This window comes from Citrobacter sp. C348, assembly GCF_047467975.1.
Classification (GTDB): Bacteria; Pseudomonadota; Gammaproteobacteria; order Enterobacterales; family Enterobacteriaceae; genus Citrobacter; species Citrobacter gillenii.
Genome location: NZ_JASJUJ010000020.1, coordinates 1 through 22,327 on the forward strand (window position 1 = coordinate 1; position 22,327 = coordinate 22,327).

General features: G+C 53.3%; 22 protein-coding genes. 8 read left to right on the plus strand and 14 right to left on the minus strand.

Annotated features, from left to right (window positions below):
* Positions 1-155 precede the first annotated feature (155 nt).
* The 6 genes from patD to QNN86_RS23360 all read right to left on the minus strand — a co-directional run bounded on the left by patD (position 156) and on the right by QNN86_RS23360 (position 7,264).
* Positions 156-1,583: an aminobutyraldehyde dehydrogenase gene (gene patD / locus QNN86_RS23335; protein WP_182269785.1), complete on the minus strand. Its 1,428-nt coding sequence runs from the start codon at positions 1,581-1,583 to the stop codon at positions 156-158.
* Positions 1,584-1,604: 21 nt separating this feature from the next.
* Positions 1,605-2,411: an ABC transporter permease gene (locus tag QNN86_RS23340; RefSeq protein ID WP_096756981.1), complete on the minus strand. Its 807-nt coding sequence runs from the start codon at positions 2,409-2,411 to the stop codon at positions 1,605-1,607.
* Positions 2,401-3,345 (minus strand): ABC transporter permease, encoded by a 945-nt coding sequence (locus tag QNN86_RS23345; protein ID WP_414212389.1) that lies wholly within the window; start codon positions 3,343-3,345, stop codon positions 2,401-2,403. The genes QNN86_RS23340 and QNN86_RS23345 overlap by 11 nt, the downstream gene beginning before the upstream one ends.
* A complete protein-coding gene (locus QNN86_RS23350; RefSeq protein ID WP_096756979.1) occupies positions 3,346-4,362 on the minus strand; it encodes an ABC transporter ATP-binding protein in 1,017 nt (338 codons plus the stop codon).
* 16 nt (positions 4,363-4,378) lie between these two features.
* The gene (gene ydcS, locus QNN86_RS23355) at positions 4,379-5,524 is read right to left on the minus strand and encodes a putative ABC transporter substrate-binding protein YdcS (RefSeq protein ID WP_414212390.1); all 1,146 of its coding nucleotides are present in this window, start codon (positions 5,522-5,524) and stop codon (positions 4,379-4,381) included.
* Between the two features lie 330 nt (positions 5,525-5,854).
* Positions 5,855-7,264, minus strand: a complete 1,410-nt coding sequence (locus QNN86_RS23360) for a PLP-dependent aminotransferase family protein (RefSeq protein WP_181540873.1) — start codon at positions 7,262-7,264, stop codon at positions 5,855-5,857.
* Between the two features lie 350 nt (positions 7,265-7,614).
* On the opposite strand from QNN86_RS23360, the gene QNN86_RS23365 reads away from it, so the two are divergent.
* The 4 genes from QNN86_RS23365 to QNN86_RS23380 all read left to right on the plus strand — a co-directional run bounded on the left by QNN86_RS23365 (position 7,615) and on the right by QNN86_RS23380 (position 10,570).
* On the plus strand, positions 7,615-9,018 hold the full coding sequence (locus QNN86_RS23365; protein WP_117342827.1) for a cytochrome ubiquinol oxidase subunit I: 1,404 nt from the start codon (positions 7,615-7,617) through the stop codon (positions 9,016-9,018).
* The gene (cydB, locus tag QNN86_RS23370; protein WP_181616991.1) at positions 9,018-10,028 is read left to right on the plus strand and encodes a cytochrome d ubiquinol oxidase subunit II; all 1,011 of its coding nucleotides are present in this window, start codon (positions 9,018-9,020) and stop codon (positions 10,026-10,028) included. Before QNN86_RS23365 ends, cydB begins: the two co-directional genes overlap by 1 nt.
* Positions 10,028-10,153, plus strand: coding sequence for a DUF2474 domain-containing protein (locus QNN86_RS23375; RefSeq protein WP_135912010.1), 126 nt, complete (start codon positions 10,028-10,030; stop codon positions 10,151-10,153). Before cydB ends, QNN86_RS23375 begins: the two co-directional genes overlap by 1 nt.
* Positions 10,154-10,339: 186 nt before the next feature.
* A complete protein-coding gene (locus QNN86_RS23380) occupies positions 10,340-10,570 on the plus strand; it encodes a DUF2554 family protein (RefSeq protein ID WP_096756971.1) in 231 nt (76 codons plus the stop codon).
* A 3-nt stretch (positions 10,571-10,573) separates the two neighbouring features.
* Here QNN86_RS23380 and QNN86_RS23385 read toward each other — a convergent pair whose 3' ends face one another.
* Positions 10,574-12,535 (minus strand): peptidase U32 family protein, encoded by a 1,962-nt coding sequence (locus tag QNN86_RS23385; RefSeq protein ID WP_414212391.1) that lies wholly within the window; start codon positions 12,533-12,535, stop codon positions 10,574-10,576.
* 78 nt (positions 12,536-12,613) lie between these two features.
* The gene (locus QNN86_RS23390; RefSeq protein ID WP_181616993.1) at positions 12,614-13,150 is read right to left on the minus strand and encodes a helix-turn-helix domain-containing protein; all 537 of its coding nucleotides are present in this window, start codon (positions 13,148-13,150) and stop codon (positions 12,614-12,616) included.
* A gap of 105 nt (positions 13,151-13,255) precedes the next feature.
* Here QNN86_RS23390 and QNN86_RS23395 point away from each other — a divergent pair, with 105 nt between their 5' ends.
* The gene (locus QNN86_RS23395) at positions 13,256-14,422 is read left to right on the plus strand and encodes a benzoate/H(+) symporter BenE family transporter (protein WP_414212392.1); all 1,167 of its coding nucleotides are present in this window, start codon (positions 13,256-13,258) and stop codon (positions 14,420-14,422) included.
* Here the strand turns inward: QNN86_RS23395 and QNN86_RS23400 are convergent.
* Entirely contained in the window at positions 14,405-15,274 is an 870-nt protein-coding gene (locus QNN86_RS23400; protein ID WP_181616995.1) for a helix-turn-helix domain-containing protein, read from the minus strand. The genes QNN86_RS23395 and QNN86_RS23400 overlap by 18 nt on opposite strands.
* A gap of 188 nt (positions 15,275-15,462) precedes the next feature.
* Here QNN86_RS23400 and QNN86_RS23405 point away from each other — a divergent pair, with 188 nt between their 5' ends.
* A complete protein-coding gene (locus QNN86_RS23405; RefSeq protein WP_414212393.1) occupies positions 15,463-16,371 on the plus strand; it encodes a DMT family transporter in 909 nt (302 codons plus the stop codon).
* 43 nt (positions 16,372-16,414) lie between these two features.
* Here QNN86_RS23405 and QNN86_RS23410 read toward each other — a convergent pair whose 3' ends face one another.
* From QNN86_RS23410 to tehA, 3 genes are all read right to left on the minus strand, one after another.
* The gene (locus tag QNN86_RS23410) at positions 16,415-17,086 is read right to left on the minus strand and encodes a DUF3313 domain-containing protein (protein ID WP_096756965.1); all 672 of its coding nucleotides are present in this window, start codon (positions 17,084-17,086) and stop codon (positions 16,415-16,417) included.
* A 168-nt stretch (positions 17,087-17,254) separates the two neighbouring features.
* Positions 17,255-17,851, minus strand: coding sequence for a tellurite resistance methyltransferase TehB (tehB, locus tag QNN86_RS23415; RefSeq protein ID WP_181616997.1), 597 nt, complete (start codon positions 17,849-17,851; stop codon positions 17,255-17,257).
* A complete protein-coding gene (gene tehA, locus QNN86_RS23420) occupies positions 17,851-18,852 on the minus strand; it encodes a dicarboxylate transporter/tellurite-resistance protein TehA (RefSeq protein WP_279278056.1) in 1,002 nt (333 codons plus the stop codon). Before tehA ends, tehB begins: the two co-directional genes overlap by 1 nt.
* A gap of 113 nt (positions 18,853-18,965) precedes the next feature.
* Between tehA and ydcK the strand changes: the two genes are divergently transcribed.
* Complete coding sequence (gene ydcK / locus QNN86_RS23425) at positions 18,966-19,946, plus strand: YdcK family protein (RefSeq protein WP_182269778.1); 981 nt, start codon at positions 18,966-18,968, stop codon at positions 19,944-19,946.
* On the opposite strand, the gene rimL is transcribed toward ydcK, so the two are convergent.
* Positions 19,938-20,483 carry a 50S ribosomal protein L7/L12-serine acetyltransferase gene (rimL, locus tag QNN86_RS23430; protein ID WP_181617000.1) on the minus strand — a complete coding sequence of 182 codons (546 nt, stop codon included), beginning with the start codon at positions 20,481-20,483 and terminating at the stop codon, positions 19,938-19,940. The two genes, ydcK and rimL, sit on opposite strands and share 9 nt — an antisense overlap.
* Positions 20,484-20,701: 218 nt before the next feature.
* Between rimL and alr the strand changes: the two genes are divergently transcribed.
* Entirely contained in the window at positions 20,702-21,928 is a 1,227-nt protein-coding gene (gene alr, locus QNN86_RS23435; RefSeq protein WP_279278055.1) for an alanine racemase, read from the plus strand.
* A gap of 60 nt (positions 21,929-21,988) precedes the next feature.
* On the opposite strand, the gene QNN86_RS23440 is transcribed toward alr, so the two are convergent.
* The gene (locus QNN86_RS23440; protein ID WP_003833168.1) at positions 21,989-22,213 is read right to left on the minus strand and encodes a YdcH family protein; all 225 of its coding nucleotides are present in this window, start codon (positions 22,211-22,213) and stop codon (positions 21,989-21,991) included.
* Positions 22,214-22,327: the final 114 nt, after the last annotated feature.

The following is a 22,327-nucleotide window of genomic DNA, read 5'->3' on the forward strand; positions in this document are numbered from 1 at the left end:
ACGCGACTCCACTGTAGGTAAATTAGCCTGACCTCGCGGATATTTCCAACTTACCGCCGTCCGATGGCGACGAGGCCAGTGGCGCGCATAGTATAGACACACGTCTGCCAGTAATTAGCTATCCGTGCGCCTATGGCTATGCGCGGGTGCTGATTTTACTCGTGTTTAATCATCACATGGCGGATAACGGTGTAATCCTCAAGTCCATAAACCGACATGTCCTTACCGTAGCCGGAGAGTTTTTGCCCGCCGTGCGGCATTTCACTCACCAGCGTGAAGTGGGTGTTGACCCAGGTACAACCATACTGCAAACGCGCGCTGAGACGATGCGCACGACCGACATCTCGCGTCCAGACCGAGGATGCCAGCCCGTATTTTGAATCGTTAGCCCATGCCAGCACCTGAGCCTCATCATCAAACCGGGTGATGCTGACCACCGGCCCGAAGACTTCCCGCTGAACGATAGCATCGTCCTGCTTCGCGCCCGCCAGCAGCGTTGGGGCAAAATAGTAGCCTGCACCCTCAACCTTTTTACCGCCGGTGATGACCTTGATGTGTCCGAGCGCTTTGGCCTCATCCACCGCTTTGCTGATGCGATCCAGATGCGCCTGAGAGCTTACCGGCCCCAACTCTGTTGACTCATCATTCGGTGAACCGGTTTTCAGGCTGGCGACCGCCGCACCCAATTTTTCGACCAGCGCGTCGTAAATGCCTTTCTGCGCGTAGATGCGACAGGCTGCGGTGCAATCCTGCCCAGCGTTGTAATAACCGAACGTGCGTACGCCGCTCACCACCGCATCGAGATCGGCATCATCAAAAATAATCACCGGCGCTTTGCCGCCCAACTCCATATGCGTGCGCTTAATCGATGGCGCAGTATGGCCAATAATGTGCTCACCGGTGGCAATGGAGCCGGTCAGTGAAACCATACGCACTTTTTCATGACCGGTCAGCGGATCGCCCACGGTTTTACCACGCCCGAACAGCACGTTAATCACGCCCGCTGGGAAAATGTCTTTCGCGAACTCCGCCAGCTTCAGCGCCGTTAACGGTGTAATTTCAGACGGTTTAATCACCACGCAGTTACCTGCCGCCAGCGCCGGGGCCAGTTTCCAGGCGGCCATCATCAACGGATAGTTCCACGGGGCGATAGACGCCACCACCCCCAGCGGATCGCGGCGGATCATCGACGTATGCCCTTCCAGGTACTCCCCGGCTGCCAGGCCGTTCAGCGTACGTGCGGCACCGGCAAAGAAGCGGAAAACATCCACAATCGCCGGAATTTCATCATTTAGCACGCAGTGGAACGGTTTACCGCAATTGAGCGACTCCAGCTCAGCGAATGTCTGCGCGTTTTCGGCGATAGTGTCCGCCAGCTTCAGTAACAGCTCTGAACGCACTTTCGGTGTAGTTTGCCCCCAGCTGGAAAAAGCCTCGTCGGCGGCACGGACGGCTGCATCAACCTGCACGGTTGACGCCTCGGCAATTTCCAGGATCACGTCACCGGTAGCAGGGTTATAGACCGGCTGCTTTTCACCTTCACCGTTGACCAGTTCACCGTTAATCAGTAATTGATGTTGCATAGCAATTTCCCATATTGTCGTTTATTTACCGTTTCCGGCGAGAGTGTCGCCTTCACGCGTCAGCCACCAGGCCCCTAAAATCGGCAGTGTTGTGACCGCCATCACCAGCAATGCCACTACGTTGGTCACCGGGACATCACGCGGACGTCCCAGTTGATTGAGTAGCCACAGCGGAAGTGTTCTTTCGTGTCCGGCCGTGAACGTTGTTACGATGATTTCATCAAACGACAACGCAAACGCCAGCATGCCTCCGGCCAACAGCGCCGACGCAAGATTCGGCAGCACCACATAGCGGAAGGTTTGCCAGCCGTTTGCACCCAAGTCCATTGACGCTTCAACCAGACTCCATGATGTGCGACGAAAACGGGCCACAACGTTGTTAAATACCACCACCACACAAAACGTCGCATGCCCCACCACGATGGTCAGGAAGCCGGGTTCCAGATTGATGGTTTTAAATGCAGTCAGCAGTGCCAGACCGGTGATAATGCCCGGTAGCGCAATAGGCAACAGCAGCAACAGCGATATTGCGTTCTTGCCAAAGAAATCCCGCCGCCACAGGGCCGCCGCCGCCAGCGTTCCTAGCACCAGTGCGATGGCCGTCGACAGCGCGGCGATCTTAAGTGACAGTGTCACTGACTCCAAAATATCGCTACGCTGTGCCGCTACGCTAAACCACCGCAGCGTAAGTCCCTGCGGCGGAAAGCTAAACGCGGCTTCCTCGGTATTAAACGCATAGGCGGCGATGATGAGGATGGGAAAGTGCAGGAAAATCACGCCACCCCATGCGGCCAGTTTGAGTAAAAACGGTGCGCGTTCAGAGTGCATCAAACGCTCCCAGACGCTTCACGAACGCCAGATACAGTGCGATTAACACAATCGGCACCAGGGTGAATGCTGCTGCCATTGGCATGTTGCCGATAGCCCCTTGTTGCGAATAGACCATGTTGCCGATGAAAAAGCCCGGCGGCCCCACCAGTTGCGGCACAATAAAATCACCCAGCGTCAGTGAGAAGGTAAAGATTGAACCCGCGGCAATACCGGGGATAGCCAGCGGCAACACCACATAACGGAAGGTCTGACGCGGGCGGGCGCCCAAATCCGCCGAAGCCTGCAGCAATGACGGCGGTAACCGTTCCAGCGCAGCCTGTACCGGCAGGATCATAAAAGGTAGCCAGATGTAGACAAAAACCAGAAAACGCCCTAATCCTGACGTCGACAGCGTATTCCCGCCCACGGCTGGCAGCGTCAGAAACGCGGTCAGTATCGGCTCCAGCCCGAGATGGGTTAAAAACCACTGCGCCACGCCGTCTTTAGCCAACAGCAACGTCCACGCGTAGGCTTTGACGATATAGCTGGCCCACATTGGCAACATGACGGCGATGTAAAAAAAGGCCTTCACCTTGCCGCTGGTGTAACGCGCCATATACCACGCCATCGGAAACGCCAGAATGGCGCTGGCAATAGTCACCGCTATTGCCATGGTCAACGTGCGTAAAATGATGTCGTAATTCGCCGGGTTAAACAGCGCCTGCAGGTTCGCCAGCGTCAGATCTGGCGTAACGGACATAGTGAAATCGTCAAAGGTATAAAACCCTTGCCACAGTAATGTCAGCAATGAACCAAAGTAGACGACACCAAACCACATCAGCGGTCCGAGCAGCAGTAAAAACAGCCCCAGCCCCGGATTACGCCAGAAATAACCTGAGATTTTGTTCAACCTGGTGGTCTGGGGAGGTGAATGTAAAACGTTCATCGCCATTCACCTCTCCTCAACCAGCGGGACCATCACGTCACGTGACCACGAGGCCATGACCTGCTGACCCGGCGACAGCGTTGACGGCAGCGTTTCTCCCGTCAGGTTCGCCTGGCTTACCAGCAACTTTTCGCCACCGGCCAGTTTTAGCTCAAACCGCGTCGCGGCCCCCTGATACTGCACCGCCTGAATAACGCCAGGCGCCTGCACTTCTGCGCCAGGATCATTCAAGCGAATGTGTTCCGGGCGCAGAGAGAACATTCCCTGCAGGCCGCAGACATTCGCCGACATGGCGGTATCAAAGACGTTGGATGTCCCGACAAAGCTCGCCACAAACGGCGTGCGTGGGCGCATATAGAGTTCACGGGGAGAGTCCACTTGCTCAATGCGGCCGTTATTAAACACCGCCACGCGATCGGACATCGACAGCGCCTCACCCTGATCGTGGGTAACAAAAATGAAGGTGATGCCCAGCGCCTGCTGTAGTTTTTTCAATTCCAACTGCATCTGTTCACGCAGTTTAAGATCCAGCGCCCCAAGCGGTTCATCCAACAGCAGCACGCGTGGTTCATTAACCAGTGCGCGGGCGATCGCCACGCGCTGGCGCTGTCCACCGGAAAGCTGCGACGGTTTACGCTCATAAACGAAGCCGAGCGCCACCTTCTCCAGCGCTTCTCGCGCTTTGGCATGGCGCTGTTTTTTATCCATCCCTTTGACCATCAACCCATAGGCCACGTTATCGAGGATCGACATATGCGGAAACAACGCGTAATCCTGAAATACCGTGTTGACGTCCCGCTCCCAGGGCGGCAACTCGCTGGCCTGCTTGCCAAAAATGCTAATTGCGCCGCCTGAGAGTTGTTCAAAACCGGCGATCAGGCGCAGGCAGGTGGTTTTGCCGGAGCCGGATGGCCCCAGCATAGAGAAAAACTCACCATCGTTAATCGCAATACTGACTCCGTCGACGGCACGAACGTCCCCGTACAACCGCGAGACATTGTTAAATTCCACTGCGTACGTCATAAAACCCCCAGCGGAATCAGCGACCGCCCATAATGGCTATGTAATCTTGCGTCCAGCGACTGTAAGGAACGAACTTGCCCCCTTCGGCGATCGGCGTTTTCCAGAAGGCGATTTTGTCGAAATAGCTATAGCCATTGGTTTCACATCCTTTTTCACCCAGCAGCGGGCTGGCTTTGCATCCCTCAGGCACGACCGGCAGCGATCCAAACCAGGCGGCAACGTCGCCCTGCACTTTCGGGGTTAATGACCAGTTCATCCATTTGTAAGCACAGACCGGATGTTTTGCTTCGCTGTGCAACATGGTGGTATCCGCCCAGCCGGTAACCCCCTCTTTTGGGAAGACGGTGGCGACAGGTTGCCCTTCAGCCTTCAGGGCGTTAGCCTGATAAGGCCATGCGCTGGAAGCGACAACACCTTCGTTTTTAAAATCACTCATTTGCACGGTGGTGTCATGCCAGTAGCGATGGATCAGACTATGCTGATCTCTCAGGACCTTAATGACGGCCTGATACTGTTTCTCGGTCAGCTGATAGGGGTCGGTAATGCCCAGTTGTGGTTGGGTGGCTTTAACAAATAACGCCGCATCGGCGATATAAATCGGACCGTCGTAAGCCTGGACGCGCCCTTTATTGCTTTTGCCGTCTTCCAGGGTTTGCGCTACAAACAGCACCTTCCAGCTATCCGGTGGCGTTGGGAAGGTCTTGGTGTTGTACATCAGCAGGTTTGGCCCCCACTGATACGGTGTGCCGTACACTTTTCCCCCGACATTAAACCATTCACCGTTGACTACACGCGGATCGATGATTTTCCAGTTCGGAATAAGTGCAGTATTAATAGGTTGAACACGTTTCCCCATAATTAAACGCAGTGACGCGTCACCGGATGCCGTGACCAGGTCATATCCGCCTTTTGCCATCAGGCTGACCATTTCGTCTGAGGTAGCCGCCGTTTTTACATTCACCGCGCAGCCCGTTTCCTTCTCAAACTGCGAGACCCAGTCATATTGTTTATCCGTTTGGCCACGTTCGATATACCCCGGCCAGGCAATAATATCCAGGCGTCCTTCTGGTTTATCTAATGATGTTGGGGGTTCAGCTGCGTGGGCGGTCATCAGTGTCATACTGAGCGCACACAGGCTCGTGAGGGCAAATTGCTTGCTCATAACGTCTTACTCCTGTCGAAAAAAAATAATGAGCGGCAGCCTTGCCGTAAATATATGTCCTTTCCTAAAAGTAGTCGGGGTGTTGGCAGCGTTCCTGCTGGCGCAAGGAAATTTAATCAGGTTGTGAGCTAACGCTCATTACGCTGTCAGTTATTGCAACGTTATTAAATCTTCTGGAGTATAGACAACGAGTTAGATGCACTGAGGGGAATAATTAGAGGTATTGATATTTTGTATGGTTGCACCTGAAGAAATAACATCGTGATTTTACTGGTGCTATTTCAAAAATAAGAATGGGCTATTCTTTTATATTGAATAGCCCATTCATTATTATTTCATCATCTCGCGAATTAATTTCCCAAGTTGTTTCACGGCCTGCTCTTCGCGTTCTCCCCAGTGCCATGCGGTATTGAAGCGAAAGAAGCGTGTCCAGGTTCCTGACGTCGAGAACATTTTCCCCGGTGCAATGCTGATATGGTGCGCCAGTGCCTGCGTGCTGAGCTCGCCCGCATCAAGCGGTTCAGGCAGTTCGAGCCACAGAAAATAGCCGCTATCGCTATGATGAATTTTGACTTCCGCCGGAAGATGGCGCAGCAGCGTTTGCCAGGCTTGCTGTTTGCGTTCTGCCAGTTGACGACGTAGCCGACGCAAATGCGCGTCATAACGCCGGGTAGCGAGGTAATCCACCAATGCGAGTTGCATCGGGGAACTGGTTGATAAGGTGCTCATCAATTGAAGCCGCTGAATGCGCCGCGCATGCTTCCCCGCCGCCACCCAGCCAACGCGAAATCCGGGCACCAGGCATTTTGAAAACGACGAACAGTGTAGCACTCTGTCGCCACGATCCCAGGCTTTGGCGGGCAGCGGTTTTTCACGGCCAAAATACAGCTCGCTGTAGACATCATCCTCGATCAGCATCACGTTGTATTTTTCCAGCAACGCGACCAGATGGGCCTTTTTCTCTGCGCTGAGCGTAAACCCCAACGGGTTTTGGCTGTTGGTCATCAGCCAGCAAGCCTTCACCGGATACTCTTGTAAAGCCTGCTCCAGTGCGACGAGATCGATCCCGTCCTTGACGTCGGTGGCAACAGACAGCGCTTTTAAACGTAGCCTTTCAAGCGCCTGCAAGGCGCCGTAAAAACAGGGATTTTCGACAATCACCCAGTCGCCAGGTTCGGTCACCGCTTGCAGGCTCAGGTTGAGGGCTTCCAGCGCCCCGGCGGTAATCACAATGTCATCCGGCGAAATAGTGATCCCCTGCTGTGCATAGCGACGTGCAATGGCATTACGCAATTCGGCATTACCCGGCGGCAGGTTTTCAATCACGCTCATTGCCGTCGCCGTTTTGCTCACCTGCGCCAACGAACGGTTAAGCTGCTGCAGGGGAAATAAACGGGGGTCGGGAAATGCGGACGCAAACGGCATCACCGAAGCATCCCGGCTGGCCTGCAGCATGTCAAAAATATACGTGTTGATATCGACCGCTTCATCGCGCACAACCTGCGATTGCGGGGTTGCCGACTCACGTTCGGGCCGCGCGGCAACATAATAGCCGGATTGCGGCCGCGCAATGATCCGCCCCTGACTTTCCAGCAGCTGATAAGCATGGCCGACGGTCATAAAACTCATCCCACTGGTCGCCACCTGTTCACGTAAAGAAGGTAGACGATCGCCGGGTTGCCAGACGCCAGAGGCGATTTGATCGCGAATTTGTTCCGCCAGCCGTTGATATTTTTTCATGATGATTCTCGGGAGTCAGATGCAGGTGACGCTCGCAGTGTATATCAGTCAATAAAATTAACAACATTCTGACAACTGTTATGGGATTGTGTTTTTACTGCATTGTGAACGAAAGCGGTTAACCACATGCTCACACCGCGAGCCTGCACAGCATCAATTTTCGTCGCGTGCTTTAAATAGAATAAATAATTGATTTTATGGGTGTTTAAAAAATGAAGTTTTCATATCAGTACCACTAACAAATAACAGCACAGCAACTGTTATGGTTAAAAAGAACTGTTCTGTTTCTGCCCCCCACTGTTCCTCAGGCATAGAATTGCGCTAAATCAATTTTGCCTGCGGAGTTAAGCATGTTCGGTCTTGACGCGTTTCACCTGGCGCGCATCCAGTTCGCGTTTACGGTGTCGTTTCACATCATCTTTCCGGCCATTACTATCGGTCTTGCCAGCTATCTGGCGGTGCTTGAAGGTCTGTGGCTGAAAACCAAAAATCCCACCTGGCGTTCGCTGTATCATTTCTGGTCTAAAATATTCGCCGTCAACTTTGGTATGGGCGTGGTTTCGGGCCTGGTAATGGCCTACCAGTTCGGCACCAACTGGAGCGGTTTTTCCGAGTTCGCCGGGAGTATCACCGGGCCGCTGCTGACCTATGAAGTACTGACCGCCTTCTTCCTCGAGGCAGGATTCCTTGGCGTGATGCTGTTTGGCTGGCAGCGCGTGGGTCCAGGTCTGCACTTCTTCGCCACCTGTATGGTCGCGCTGGGCACCATTATTTCAACTTTCTGGATCCTCGCCTCCAACAGCTGGATGCAAACACCGCAGGGTTACGAAATTATCAACGGACAAGTCGTGCCGGTGGACTGGTTTGCCGTCATCTTCAATCCGTCCTTCCCCTATCGTCTACTGCATATGTCCGTCGCCGCCTTCCTGAGCAGCGCCCTGTTTGTCGCGGCGTCGGCGGCCTGGCATCTATTACGTGGAAATAATACGCCGGCAATTCGTGCCATGTTTTCAATGGCCCTGTGGATGATGCTGATCGTCGCCCCATTACAGGCGTTGATTGGTGATATGCATGGACTTAACACCCTGAAGCATCAACCCGCCAAGATTGCCGCCATTGAAGGCCACTGGGAAAACGTGTCCGGTGAACCGACCCCGCTGTTGCTGTTCGGCTGGCCGGATATGGAACAGGAGCGCACCCGCTACGGGCTGGCAATACCCGCGCTGGGCAGCCTGATTTTGACCCACAGTCTGGATAAACAAGTTCCGGCTCTGAAAGAATTTCCGAAAGAAGATCGTCCTAACTCCACCATGGTGTTCTGGTCGTTTCGCATTATGGCGGGACTGGGGATGTTGATGATCTTGCTCGGCACATTTGCCCTGTGGCTGCGCTACAAACAACGCCTGTATACCTCGCGTCCTTTCCTGCGCTTCGCACTATGGATGGGACCCTCCGGTCTGATTGCCATTCTGGCTGGATGGGTGACCACCGAAGTCGGTCGTCAGCCGTGGGTTGTTTACGGCCTGCAACGGACGGCGGATGCGGTTTCCGCACATGGCGATTTGCACATGAGCATCAGCCTGATGGCCTTCTTTGTGGTTTACAGTTCGGTCTTCGGTGTGGGCTACAGCTACATGATCCGCCTGATCCGTAAAGGACCGCAGGAAGATGACCCGACGAGTCCGCCAACGGGTACTCCTGCACGACCGCTTTCCGCTGCGGTCCTCGATTCTCAACCGGAGGCACATCGCTAATGGGTATTGATTTATCAGTTATCTGGTTCGTTATCATCGTGTTCGCCACCCTGATGTATATCGTGATGGATGGTTTCGACCTTGGGATTGGCATTTTATTTCCGGCCATTCAGGACCCCGACGATCGCGATGTGATGGTCAACAGCGTCGCGCCGGTCTGGGACGGCAATGAAACCTGGCTGGTACTCGGGGGCGCAGGCTTGTTTGGTGCCTTTCCGCTGGCCTACGCGGTGATCGTCGATGCGCTGACCATCCCCTTAACCCTGATGCTAATCGGCCTGATTTTTCGCGGTGTGGCCTTTGAGTTTCGTTTCAAAGCAACGCCCGCACACCGGCCATTCTGGGATAAAGCGTTTATATGCGGTTCAATCCTCGCCACCTTTACCCAGGGCGTTGTCGTCGGTGCGGTGCTTAATGGATTCTCAGTCAGCGGACGCAGCTACAGCGGCGGACCTTTCGACTGGCTCACCCCTTTCACGCTGTTTTGCGGCGTGGGCCTGGTGGTGGCCTATGCGCTGCTGGGTGCGACATGGCTGGTGATGAAAAGCGAAAATCCACTACAGGATAAAATGCGTAGCGTCGCCAAAAAACTGCTGCTGGCGCTGCTGGTCGTCATTGCCATTATCAGTCTGTGGACGCCGCTGGCGCACAGCGCCATTGCCGATCGCTGGTTTAGCCTGCCAAACCTGTGGTTCCTGATGCCGGTTCCACTCCTGGTCGCGCTGATCAGCCTGTGGTTGTGGCGTTCGCTGGGCCAGCAGCACAGCCATGCGCTGGCGTTTATCCTCACGCTGGGGTTAATTTTCCTCGGTTTCAGTGGACTGGGGATCAGCATCTGGCCGCATATCATTCCACCCTCCATCACCCTCTGGCAGGCGGCAGCCCCGCCACAAAGTCAGGGTTTTATGCTGGTAGGTGCCTTGTTGATTATCCCAATAATCCTCGTCTACACCTTCTGGAGCTATTACGTTTTTCGCGGCAAAGTTCAACCTGGTGAGGGGTATCATTGATGCAACAATCAATCTGGAAACGCCTGATGTGGCTGGTGATCCTGTGGGGCGGCAGCGTGCTGGCCCTGGCCGCTGTTGGCATGGCCTTCCGTGTGCTGATGACGGCAGCAGGTTTTAAGTCCTGAGTCTGCATTCATATTGGTCGGGTAGCGTAGCGTTACCCGACAGCTAAAATCCCAACGTTATATAAACAAAAATGCAATAACCGGCGAATTGATGAAACACCGATTGCCTTTAACCCGATTAAATAATGAAATAGTCACTCGACGAAATTACCGCAATTTTTGTTAAAACGTACCAGAGGGTGAATGATGTTTAAGAAAGGGTTAACGGTGTTATTGCTGACCAGTGCGCTTTTTTCTGGCCAGCTTTTCGCTACTAATCAGGGACATGAATATCTTCAGGTGCAGGATGCCGATCACTTATTACGTCACACGGCTGACAGCGATGAACTGCGTATGACGGCGGAAGAATCCGCCGCCGATCTCCGCGAACACCATCACTGGCAAAAATCACGCAAACCCGATACCCATCAAAGTTAACGCTTAGCCTTTACGCTTCGGCAGCGTTTTCATCAGTTCATCCGGACTGACGGAAGCCACGATGCTGCCCGGCAACGGCATTTTCAAAATGTGATGTTTCATCTTGCCGATGACGTGCATTTCGCACGGTCGGCAATCAAATTTCAGCGTCAGCACATCGTCACCGTTGACCAACTGCATTGGCGTTGCTTTCCAGCTTTTGATGTTACCTTTGGCCTGTTTTGGGCACAGATTAAAGGCAAAACGCAGGCAGTGCTTGGTGATCATTACCGGCACCTCGCCTTTTTCCTCATGCGCTTCATAAGCAGCATCAATCAGCTGAACACCATAACGGTGATAAAACGCGCGCGCTTTATGGTTATAGACGTTTGCCAGAAAACTCAGATGCGTTTGCGGGTATACCGGGGCCGGGTCGGCTACCGGTTTGCGGCGGCCACGCTGGTAACTGGCCAGTCGCGCTGCGTCCAGCATTTCAACGGCGTCACGACGCAGCTGATTAAGCTGACCGTTCGGCACAAACAGTGCGCCCGGCAGATTCACCTGAATATCACGGGCGTAATACAGCGTCTGCCCAAGCTTTGCCAGCCCCTCCTGCAAATTGCTCAGCGCTTTTTCCGCGTTGTTCGCTTCCTCAAACTGGCCGTCCAGCGTGTGGGTGATGCTCACGCCCTCTTCGCTGGTGAGCGTCAGGATCAGCTGTTCCTGCCAGCCGCCCAGTTCAATATCGACCGCCACGCGACGTTCGCTGGACGTTTTGGTCAACGCCTGCTGCCAGTTATGATCGAGGTTACGATTCAACGGATGATGCGGACGCACTTTATGCAGATCGGCCGGCATTTCATTCGGCCAGACCCGATAGCGGTTGTTCCCCGTTTTCTCGACGGTATTGGCGCGAAATCCAACCACATCGCGTTTGATCAACACGTTCAGGCCATCGCCGTTAGCCAGCGGCTCCGTCACTTCAACATCAAGGTAATCTTTACCTACTTTCAGCACTTCGCCTACCGGCAAGCCGATAAACTTCGGCGAGTCAAATGCACCGATATCCCCTTTGCGGGCGGTGACAAAGTAATCTGTGCTGCCACGGTGGAACGTTTTGTCCGTTGAGGGGGTAAAGAAATGTTCTGTACGACCGGCTGAGGCACGGGCCAAATCACCGCGCTGTTCGATAATCGCATCCAACATCTGGCGATAATGGGCGGTGATATTTTTCACGTAGCTCATGTCTTTGTAGCGGCCTTCAATTTTGAAGGACCGCACGCCTGCGTCGATCAACGCGCCCAGATTAGCGGTCTGATCGTTATCTTTCATCGACAGCAGGTGTTTTTCGTATGACACCACCCGCCCCTGATCGTCTTTCAGGGTATACGGCAGGCGACAAGCCTGAGAGCAGTCACCACGGTTAGCGCTGCGCCCGGTCTGGGCATGGGAAATATAGCATTGGCCGGAATACGCCACACACAACGCACCGTGAATAAAAAACTCAAGGGTCGCGTCGGTAGCCTGATGGATGGCGCTAATCTGTTCCAGACTCAGCTCGCGCGCCAGTACAATCTGGGTAAACCCAACATCACCGAGAAACTTAGCCTTCTCGACGCTGCGAATATCACACTGGGTGCTGGCATGCAGCTCAATGGGCGGAATATCCAGCTCCAGAATCCCCATATCCTGTACAATCAGGGCATCAACGCCGGTCTGATACAGGTCGGTAATCAACCGCTGAGCGGGTTCCAGCTCATCATCGTGTAAAATCGTGTTCAACGTCACAAAGATTTTTGCCCCATAGCGATGGGCGAAAGGCACCAGTTCAGCAATATCCTTCAGGCTGTTACTGGCATTATGACGTGCACCAAACCCCGGTCCACCAATGTAAACGGCATCTGCGCCGTGCAAAATGGCTTCGCGCGCAATCGCGGAGTCACGGGCCGGGCTTAACAATTCAAGACGATGAGGTTGCTGAGGCATACGGTTGTTACCATCCAAAAGCGGTAAAATGGCGGCTATTGTAGTCAGAAGCGCGACGTTGCGAAATAGTTTTCCCTATTAACTCCGTGGGTAATGGATGAGCGAATGAAAGTGAACCGTCTGTTCGCTACTGTTTCGATAACTGTGCGCGGTATCTCCGGCAAATCGTACGCCCTCACCGGTGTTTAACGTTCGCCACCTGCCGCCAATACACATATCCAGCAGGCCGTTAATCACCACCACATGTTCAATAACGCCGGTCTCATGCGGGGTAGATTCGCTAAGCGCTCCCGGTGCCAGCAGTATCGAAAAATGGTCAAAGCAGAGCTGTGGATCCCACGGGAACAGCGGCGTGACGATCATCGCCTGCTGCTGCGGGTCGAATGCGGGCGTGCTCTCCGCTTCCGGCGGCGTGATAAAGGTCGAAAAGGGAACGTTCAACCCGGTGGCGATTTTCCATAATGTCGCCACCGTTGGGCTGGACTCGTTGCGCTCAATCTGCCCCAGCATGGCTTTTGACACGCCGGTCTCCTGCGCCAGACGTGCAAGGCTCCATTCCCGCTGCTGACGTAACGCCCTGAGCGTGGTCGCCAGATAGTGGGTAACATTGTCCATTCGTTATCTCCCTCGATCTCATGTGGCAAAGCACTAGACTATCACTTGTACGCTATAGCGCACAGTGCTACAGTGACCGACCGTTATAACGCACGCTGAGCCGCTATGCGCACATATTCACTCCCTCTGCCTACCGTACTGTCTGGTTTTGTTGCTGTGCTGGTCGGCTACGCCAGTTCAGCGGCGATTATCTGGCAAGCGGCGATAGCCGCCGGGGCAACTACCGGGCAAATTGCCGGCTGGATGACCGCGCTGGGCATCGCCATGGGCGTCAGTACGCTGGCATTAACGTTATGGTACCGTGCGCCGATATTAACCGCGTGGTCAACGCCCGGTGCAGCGCTGCTGGTCACCGGTCTGCAGGGTTTAACCATGCAGGAGGCAATTGGCGTATTTATTGTCGCCAATGCGCTGATTGTCCTGTGCGGCGTGACCGGATTGTTCGCCCGGTTGATGCAGATAGTCCCTCACTCGCTGGCATCGGCAATGCTGGCCGGGATCCTGCTGCGTTTTGGCCTGCAGGCATTTAATAGTTTTAACAATGAGCTACTCCTGTGCGGCAGCATGCTGTTAGCGTGGCTGGTGTTCAAAGTTGTCGCCCCGCGCTACGCGGTCATTGCTGCGATGTTAGTGGGGATAATGATTGCCTTGATAAAAGGTGACGTTGTCACTAACAACATCACTCTCTCACCGGTGATGCCGGAATTTATCGCCCCCCACTTTTCCCTCGCGCACAGCATCAGCATTGCCCTACCGCTGTTTCTGGTAACCATGGCTTCGCAAAATGCCCCCGGCATTGCCACCATGAAGGCCTCCGGCTATTCATTACCCATTTCGCCGTTGATCGTGTTCACCGGCCTGCTGGCGCTGTTGTTTTCCCCGTTTGGCGTCTACTCCATCTGTATTGCCGCCATCACCGCCGCGATATGCCAAAGCCCGGAAGCGCACCCGGACGCCCAGCGACGCTGGTTAGCGGCCGCCGCCGCGGGGGTTTTCTATCTGCTGGCAGGCGTATTCGGCGGTTCAGTGACCGGGTTAATGGCGGCCCTGCCGGTGAGCTGGATCCAGATGCTGGCCGGTCTGGCGCTGCTGGGGACGATTAGCGGCAGCCTGTATCAGGCGCTGCATCACGAAGCCGAGCGTGACGCGGCGATTATCACCTTTCTGGTCACCGCCAGCGGGTTGACGCTGCTGGGTATTGGTTCCGCATTTTGGGGATTAATTGCCGGAGGGGTGTGCTACACAGTGCTGAGATTAGCGCGCCGCACGTAGCTGCGAGGGCGTTTTGCCCGTCACCTGCTTAAAACGGTTGCTGAAGTGGCTGGCGGAGCTGAACCCGCAGGCCATCGCGATATCAGACAAGCTGCGGGAAGAGTAACAAACCAGCTGCTGCGCCAGCGCCATACGGCGCTGCATGACATACTGATGGGGCGCCATGTTCATCGACTGGCGGAACATTCGGGCAAAGTGGAAATCGCTCAACGCCGCTTCACCTGCCAAATCGCTCAGGGTGATGGGGTACGCCAAATGCGCGTCGATATAGGCCAGCACATTACGTAAGGTGACGGGCGCGAGTCCTCCCGTGACCATCGGCGGTCGCCATTGTACGTTACTGTAATGCTGGATCAGGTGCGTTAATAACAGCGAAGATGCGGCGCTCAGCGTGAGATGGTTAGCAGGCTGTTGCCAGTCATTACCAAGTAGAAACTGGCGGTACACAGCGGTGATCCCCGGATCGCTGCCGAAAGTATGTTCGTCCAGCGTGACGCTATAAGGGCTCTTATCCCAGACTTTCTCCCCCACCTCACGCAAATGCGCGTCGGTGCAGTAGAGATGCACAAACGACAGATCGTCGCGGATATCCCAGCTGGATTCACTCTCTTTGGGCATCAGGCAGAAGCGGTCCGGGCCACCGCCGTTCTTCCAGCCGCCCGCCGTTTTGTGATAACTCTCGTAGCCATCTGCAACGTATAAGCTGAGTGTATGGTGATCGCAGTATTGGGTGATGGTATCGCGTTTGTTTGACCATGCCGCCAGTTGGATCCCAGAATGTAACGCAACCGATTCATGCAGCACGGCATTATGTTTGCGTAAGTTTTCAAAGGCATCGTAGGGCTGAGGCATACCATCACTTTCAAAGACGTTGTGAGCAGACTTTCAGTCTATCTCAGCAACAGGGTGTTAACAGCCCCCTTTTCCGCTTTGCATAAAAAAAAGCGCAAGATTTTGCAAGTCTCCCGCAATCGGATGAAAGCGCCCTCAGAGGTGGCGTGGCACAGTCTGCCTTTGAATACGCAAAATGAGAGCGATGTATGAACGCACTGCTGTACAGCCTGGTGGTGGTGATATGGGGCACGACATGGATTGCCATTTACCTGCAACAAGGCCCGGTTGCCGCCCCTGTTTCTATCTTCTGGCGCTTTGCCGTTGCCAGCACGGTGATGATAGTCATTCTGCTGGTCAGCGGAAAATTGCGTAAGCTTTCCGCGCGTGACCATCTGTTTTGTTTGCTTCAAGGTAGCTGCGTTTTTTGTTTTAACTTCTGGTGTTTTTACACGGCCGCCGCATGGATCAATACCGGACTCGAATCGGTTATTTTCTCAATGGCCGTCCTGTTCAACGCGGTTAATAGCTACTTGTTTTTTGGTCAAAAACCGCCGCGACGTTTTTATGTCGCCGCCGGACTGGGCCTGACAGGCATCGTCACCTTGTTCTGGCAAGATTTAGTCAACAGCGGGTTAAATCACTCGCTGCTGCTGGGCATTGCCTTGAGCGCTCTCGGAACGTTTGGTTTCTCACTGGGCAACATGATAAGCCTGCGCCATCAGAAAAATGGCCTCGAGGTGATGACCACCAACAGCTGGGCGATGTTATACGGCACCGTGTTGATTGCTACCATTGCGCTGGTGCGCGGCGATAACTTCACACCTCAGTGGACCTTCAGTTACCTCAGTGCGCTGTTGTATCTGGCGATTTTTGGTTCGGTGATTGCCTTTGGCGCCTATTTCACGCTGGTCGGACGTATCGGTCCCAGTAAGGCGGCCTACAGCACGCTGCTTTTTCCACTGGTGGCACTGACGCTGTCTACGCTGTATGAGGGGTATGTCTGGCAGATTAATGCCATTGCCGGATTAGTACTGATTTTGCTGGGGAATCTGGTGATGTTCACCCGCCCGGAAATGCTGATGGGGAAACTGCTGTACCGTCGCCGGGTAGCCTGAAAAAAATCGCACCATCCGCAGAAAGCAGACGGTGCGTTTTTCATTATTGTTTTTTATTTACGTCAAACATGGAGGCATCGGTCGCCATGTCATCAACAACTTTCTTCAACGTTTCGAACGCCATCGGCGTACTTTCGTTATTCAGGTCTTTACCTTCACCCTGACGAACAACTTTAATCACTGGCTTATTGGTTGCCGCATCGATCAACTCACCTTCAAAATAGAGGTGGGTATCCATGGTGCGGTGACCTGTCGCCATCTGTGTACCGGCAACAAGCAGCGCGACCGGAACCACTTCATAGAACTGTAGTCCTTCTTTGCTGGTCGCCACACCGGTGATTGCTCCACGGAAAATCAGACTACGCGGGCCAGGCGTTGTCACCAGCGGCTTACGCTTAGCAATGGAGGTTTTCATCTGCGTGTTGGTATAGTTCAGCAGCTTATCAAGCACCTGTTGTCCAACCTGGGTGGTTGGTTTAGGAACCGGATAATACGTGATTGGGTTATAAACGATGTTATCGTAATTGGATTCTTTAAAGTTAGGATCAATCCAACGGAGCACCGGTTGTCCGGTTGCTGATTTAGTTTCCTTCAGGTCCGAATAGTTTTTTAAAAACCCAGAATATTTATCCGGCTGAGTCACTTTTGATGCACAGCCAGATAATGCCAACAGGCCAGTAAGCACTGCAACTTTAAATAAAGTTTGAGTACGCATGGAACGATCCCTTTAGTTTTCGCAATGATGCCTGAAAAGAATAGCAAATCAGAATCATTTTGGATGCACTAAAAATGGTAAGGACCGCACAATTTTATCTTAACGTTAGCTTAACGTTCAGCACAAAAAAAATGCTGAACGTAGAAAGGCTTATCACAAATGGGTAGGTTAACCAGCTTTACGCGCCAACATTGTGGCAAAGCGCAGTTTAATACGGTTGCCGTTCTCATCCGTACGATGAAGTTCACCCACATCTTCGTTATATTTCAGCAGATCCCAACCGCTGTAATAGCGGCGTAATTCTCCGGCTTTAAACGCAAACGGGAACCCAACGGTGCACGGAAAATCATCGGTATCCATGGCCGCAACGATCAGGTTATATCCGCCCGATTTCGTGCAGCGTTGCATATTTTCAATCAGGCCCGGGATAGTTTTTGCTTCGAGGAACATCATCACTACGGTGGAAAGAATAAAATCATATTCACCGTCAAAGCGTAACGCATTGAGGTCCGCTACCTCAGCGTGCAGATTGGTCAGCCCTTCAGCGTCTTTAATGCGCAGCAAATTAGCGATGCTCATCGGGTTTTTATCCCATGCGGTCACGTCATAGCCGTTGGCCGCCAGGTACAGGCTGTTACGGCCATTCCCGCAACCCAGATCTAACGTTTTGCCTGGCGTAACAATTTTTGCCGCGTCAACAACATCGGAATGCGTGCGGGTTAAATCATATTTCTCAGTAAAGTAGTTTTCGTCACAACGGGTCATTATTTATCCTCAGATTTCAGTAATGCTGCACGCTCCGTGCGAATAAGCAGTTTTCCCTGCATCAGCAATGCAAATGTACGTACCAGCAATAGCGCAATGATAAAATTGGTAAAAATAAACAGCGGGATCGCCAGCGTATGAAAAAAACCTGACTCGCTGCCGTGGCCTAAATGCAGCCCCGTCGTTGCCAGCGCCGACACGCCGAACGAGAAGCTCCAGAACGACGCATTAAACGGCAGAGACAGATACCACGGCATGAGACGCAACATGAACAGCAGTTGCAGCAGGCCATAGCCGAACAACATTTTTGCCAGCGTATCGCCTTCGCCACCGTTGACGCTGAGCCAGGCACTACAGGCCACCAGCGCCGGGGCCAGTTGAATACCCAGCGAGGTACGTAATACCGCCGGCAGTTCACCAGAACTGCGTAAACGCTGCAGAATAACCGGCTCAAGGCTTAACCAGGAGAAGACGCCCGCCCCGAGAAACACCAGCCCGGCATCAGTGTAACCAAGCGCGCCGCAGGCCATGGCGCTGATAAAGTTATTGGCCACGGTCGGCAGATACAAACCCGGCGTGGTGGCTTCTTCCGGATGAGAACCCCGCCACAGCCCTGCCGTTTGCCAGGCTGCGTACGACAACTGGATCACCACCCCAATACCAAACAACACCACGGCTAAGGGCCGGCACCAGGGAACGAAACCAATCGCCACCAGCATAGTGGTAGCAGGGAAAAGGCTGACAAAACTGCTCATCACCGGGTGACGTATCTCCGCCAGCACGCTGTGGGGAAAACGCGCCAGACGGGTCATAAATGCCAGCGTCAACAGCCCCCAAATGACCATCGCGAGGATCACCAGACCGTCACCTATCCAGTGGCTCACCGGCCATATCTGACTGGCATATCGCCAGGCAAAACCCATCCCGATGGTGCCCAGTACCATGCCAAAATAACCGGCCGGAAGATTAAGAACTTGCTCACTATGCTTCTTATTACTCATTTTGTTTATTTTTTAAAGTATATTTGAAATACATTTTATGGAATTTACGGCTGTTTAGCCAGTGCTGAAAACTTTGCTACGTTTAACTAAGGTGCGCAACTGGGAAATTCTTTATGACCAAATACCGTCTGAGCGATGAGCCACGTTCCTTCAGTTATCAGGATAATGGCCACAAAAAAAACGTATTGCTACACCAGATCATCGCCCTCACCGACTTTAATGATGTGCAAGCCGGTACACCAGGCGGCTGGATTGACGACGATAGCGTGCTGGCGCAAAACGGTGATTGCTGGATTTACGATGAGAATGCCATCGCCTTTGCCGGGGCGGTTATCTCCGGCAACGCCCGCATTACCGGTGCAAGCGTGATCAGAGAAGGGGCGCAAGTTGGCGATAACGCATGGATTGACCAGGCAGAAATCAGCCATGGCGCAGAACTACGTGACAACGTCACGGTCAAAGATTCGACGGTTCGTGGGGAATGCCTCCTTTCCGGTGAGGCTCGCGTGTTGAGTGGTTCAGAAATCATTGCCGCCAAAGGATTAACCCGTGAAAGCGACCAGATTTTGCACCTTTACGACCGCGCAACCATCAGCAACTCGCGCGTGGTGCATCAGGCGCAAATCTATGGCGACGCTGTCGTCAATTATGCCTTTATCGAACACCGCGCCGAAGTTTTTGATTTTGCGCGAATAGAAGGCAATGAAGAAAATAACGTCTGGATTTGCGATTGCGCGAAAGTTTACGGCCATGCCCGGGTTAGTTCCGGAACTGATGAAGATGCCATTCCTACCCTGCGTTACAGCTCACAGGTGGCGGAACACGCCGTGGTCGAGGGTAACTGTGTTCTGAAGCATCACGTGTTGGTTGGGGGGCATGCGCAGCTGCGCGGTGGTCCAATCCTGCTTGACGATCGCATTCTCATTGAAGGCCATGCCTGTATCGTGGGAGAAGTGTTGATCGAACATCTCATTGAGGTTACCGGCCAGGCTTGCATCGAGGCCTTTGCGGGCGACGCGATTCATCTGCGCGGCCCGAAAGTAATCAACGGCGAGCAACGTATTACCCGCACGCCTCTGGCAGGCTTATTCTGAGGCGCAATCAATGATACGGGCGTAGAGATTCACATCATGGTACTCACCGTTGAGGAACTCCGCCTGCTTCAGGCAACCTTCCAGCAGGAAACCATTGCGCTGTGCGACCTGATTGCTTTCACGGTTATCCACCCGGCATTTAATGATAAAACGGCGGATCTCGCCGCGCTGCGCGTAATGCTGAATAAACGCCTGTAGCGCCCGGGACAGTATGCCTTTCCCCTGATGTTCTTCATCCAGCCAGTAACCAATATAGGCAGCTTTGTTCAACGGTTCGATCTGGTTAAACGAGATCACCCCCACCACGTTCTGCTGTTCAAAAATCAGAAACATTTTGGCGTAGCCGCGCTGGTGCAGCATCATATTGCCCTGCACGTTCTTGCGTGTGTCATCCTCGGATTCGACAAACTGTGGCCAGTTCAGCGACTGCTGCAGCCAGGTTTTATTTTTTAGCACCAGCTGATGCAATGGCGTGACGTGTTGCTCTTCTACGGCTCGCAGTTCCAGCGTGTCGCTGACGGCAATGACTTCTGGCACGTTTCTCTCCTTCACTTTCGTTAACGGGGCATTTCTGACTGGCATCCACAGATATTAATCTATTTAGCACCCCTGACATCATGTTTTTATGCTGTAACAGCAATCACTTAGCAACAATATACCGCGCAGAACCCGCTACTCTGATTAACCGGGCATCCTCATGGGGATGAACCGCAATGATGACAATAATACCGCTATTTTTTTGCTAAGGAGCAAGCATGGCAGCACCTTTGGGTCGTTTAGCACTTATCCCGCTGTTTCTGATCACCGCCTGTCACCAACCCGTTCCCACCTCACAGACCGGTCCCGTGCCCTACGCGGTCAGCAAGCAGGTGGTGGTGGATAATACCACCCTGGAGATCTCTCGCAGCGCGCTGGAATATAATATCCACAAAGTTCAACAGTTGCTGGGAGATAAAACCCGCTTGTGCGCCATTCTCAAAGGCGATGCGTACGGGCACGACCTGTCTCTCGTCGCGCCGGTGATGATGCAAAACGGCGTGCAGTGTATTGGCGTCGCCAGTAATGAAGAAATCAGCATTGTGCGTCAGGCCGGTTTTACATCACAACTGATGCGCGTGCGTAATGCTACGGAAAAAGAGATGCGCCAGGCGGCAGATTTTGATACTGAGGAGCTGATTGGCAATCTGGACATGGCGAAACGTCTGAGCGCGATTGCTCAGGAGAAAGGCAAAACCATCCGTATTCATCTGGCGTTGAATTCTGGCGGAATGTCGCGCAACGGTCTGGAAGTCAGCACGGCTGCCGGACTGGAAGAAGCCCGCGCCATTTCGGCCTTACCCGGACTGAAAATTGTCGGCATCATGTCGCATTTCCCGGAAGAAGATGCCGCGGTGGTCAAGCGCGATTTGGCCCGCTTCAATACCCAATCAGCCCAGGTTCTCAAGATTACCGCGCTGAAGCGCGAAGACGTGACGTTGCATGTGGCCAATACCTTCGCCACGCTGACCGTGCGTGAATCATGGCTGGATCTGGTGCGCGTTGGCGGAATTTTTTATGGTGATACCATCGCCAGCACAGAATACAAACGCGTGATGACGTTTAAATCATCGATTGCGTCGGTAAACCATTACCCGAAAGGTAATACCGTCGGCTATGACCGTACATATACACTCAAACGCGATTCCGTTCTCGCTAACATTCCGGCAGGTTATGCTGACGGCTATCGTCGCGTGTTCAGCAACGCGGGACATGTGCTGATCCGCGGCCAGCGGGTGCCGGTGCTGGGTAAAACGTCAATGAATACGCTGATTGTCGATGTGACCGATCTACCGCTGGTGACCTCCGGTGATGAAGTTGTGCTGTTCGGTAAACAAGACAAGGTACAGGTTAGCGCAGAGGAAGTGGAAGAAATCAGCGGCGCGCTGTTCACCGAAATGTCGATTCTATGGGGCGCGACGAACAAACGGGTTATGGTCGATTAAGTCTTAGACAGGAAGGGCTTCCCTTTTGGAAGCCCTTTTACACAGTGAGAGCCGGTCTATTTAGCTCTCACTGACACTCTCTTTTTGCAGGATTTTGAGCAGGTCTTCCTTCAGGTGAAGTTTCTGTTTCTTCAGGCGAACAATATCCAAACTGTATCCCCGACCATCCGAACCTTCCAGTCTGGAAATCTCATGATCAAGGCTGTTGTGTTTTTCGAATAAAGACAGAAAGCGAGGATTCTCGGATTTCAGTCGGGAAATGAGGTCTCTGTATTCTGGAAACATACTTTCTCCCTGTTAGTGGACAAAAAGCGTGCATAAGAAATACACAGCTTCAGCTTACCCATTTGACAGAGGGAAAAATGCGAACAGGATCGAGTAAATAGCGTACAGAATGTT

Coding starts and splice junctions, on each gene's coding strand:
- QNN86_RS23340 (WP_096756981.1), bottom strand. CDS start 2,411: ATGCACTCTGAACGCGCACCGTTTTTACTCAAACTGGCCGCATGGGGT.
- QNN86_RS23380 (WP_096756971.1), top strand. CDS start 10,340: ATGTTTAAGAAAGGGTTAACGGTGTTATTGCTGACCAGTGCGCTTTTT.
- QNN86_RS23360 (WP_181540873.1), bottom strand. CDS start 7,264: ATGAAAAAATATCAACGGCTGGCGGAACAAATTCGCGATCAAATCGCC.
- QNN86_RS23365 (WP_117342827.1), top strand. CDS start 7,615: ATGTTCGGTCTTGACGCGTTTCACCTGGCGCGCATCCAGTTCGCGTTT.
- cydB (WP_181616991.1), top strand. CDS start 9,018: ATGGGTATTGATTTATCAGTTATCTGGTTCGTTATCATCGTGTTCGCC.
- tehB (WP_181616997.1), bottom strand. CDS start 17,851: ATGACCCGTTGTGACGAAAACTACTTTACTGAGAAATATGATTTAACC.
- QNN86_RS23405 (WP_414212393.1), top strand. CDS start 15,463: ATGAACGCACTGCTGTACAGCCTGGTGGTGGTGATATGGGGCACGACA.
- alr (WP_279278055.1), top strand. CDS start 20,702: ATGGCAGCACCTTTGGGTCGTTTAGCACTTATCCCGCTGTTTCTGATC.
- QNN86_RS23375 (WP_135912010.1), top strand. CDS start 10,028: ATGCAACAATCAATCTGGAAACGCCTGATGTGGCTGGTGATCCTGTGG.
- QNN86_RS23350 (WP_096756979.1), bottom strand. CDS start 4,362: ATGACGTACGCAGTGGAATTTAACAATGTCTCGCGGTTGTACGGGGAC.
- patD (WP_182269785.1), bottom strand. CDS start 1,583: ATGCAACATCAATTACTGATTAACGGTGAACTGGTCAACGGTGAAGGT.
- QNN86_RS23410 (WP_096756965.1), bottom strand. CDS start 17,086: ATGCGTACTCAAACTTTATTTAAAGTTGCAGTGCTTACTGGCCTGTTG.
- ydcK (WP_182269778.1), top strand. CDS start 18,966: ATGACCAAATACCGTCTGAGCGATGAGCCACGTTCCTTCAGTTATCAG.
- QNN86_RS23395 (WP_414212392.1), top strand. CDS start 13,256: ATGCGCACATATTCACTCCCTCTGCCTACCGTACTGTCTGGTTTTGTT.
- QNN86_RS23385 (WP_414212391.1), bottom strand. CDS start 12,535: ATGCCTCAGCAACCTCATCGTCTTGAATTGTTAAGCCCGGCCCGTGAC.
- QNN86_RS23390 (WP_181616993.1), bottom strand. CDS start 13,150: ATGGACAATGTTACCCACTATCTGGCGACCACGCTCAGGGCGTTACGT.
- ydcS (WP_414212390.1), bottom strand. CDS start 5,524: ATGAGCAAGCAATTTGCCCTCACGAGCCTGTGTGCGCTCAGTATGACA.
- QNN86_RS23440 (WP_003833168.1), bottom strand. CDS start 22,213: ATGTTTCCAGAATACAGAGACCTCATTTCCCGACTGAAATCCGAGAAT.
- tehA (WP_279278056.1), bottom strand. CDS start 18,852: ATGAGTAATAAGAAGCATAGTGAGCAAGTTCTTAATCTTCCGGCCGGT.
- QNN86_RS23345 (WP_414212389.1), bottom strand. CDS start 3,345: ATGGCGATGAACGTTTTACATTCACCTCCCCAGACCACCAGGTTGAAC.
- QNN86_RS23400 (WP_181616995.1), bottom strand. CDS start 15,274: ATGCCTCAGCCCTACGATGCCTTTGAAAACTTACGCAAACATAATGCC.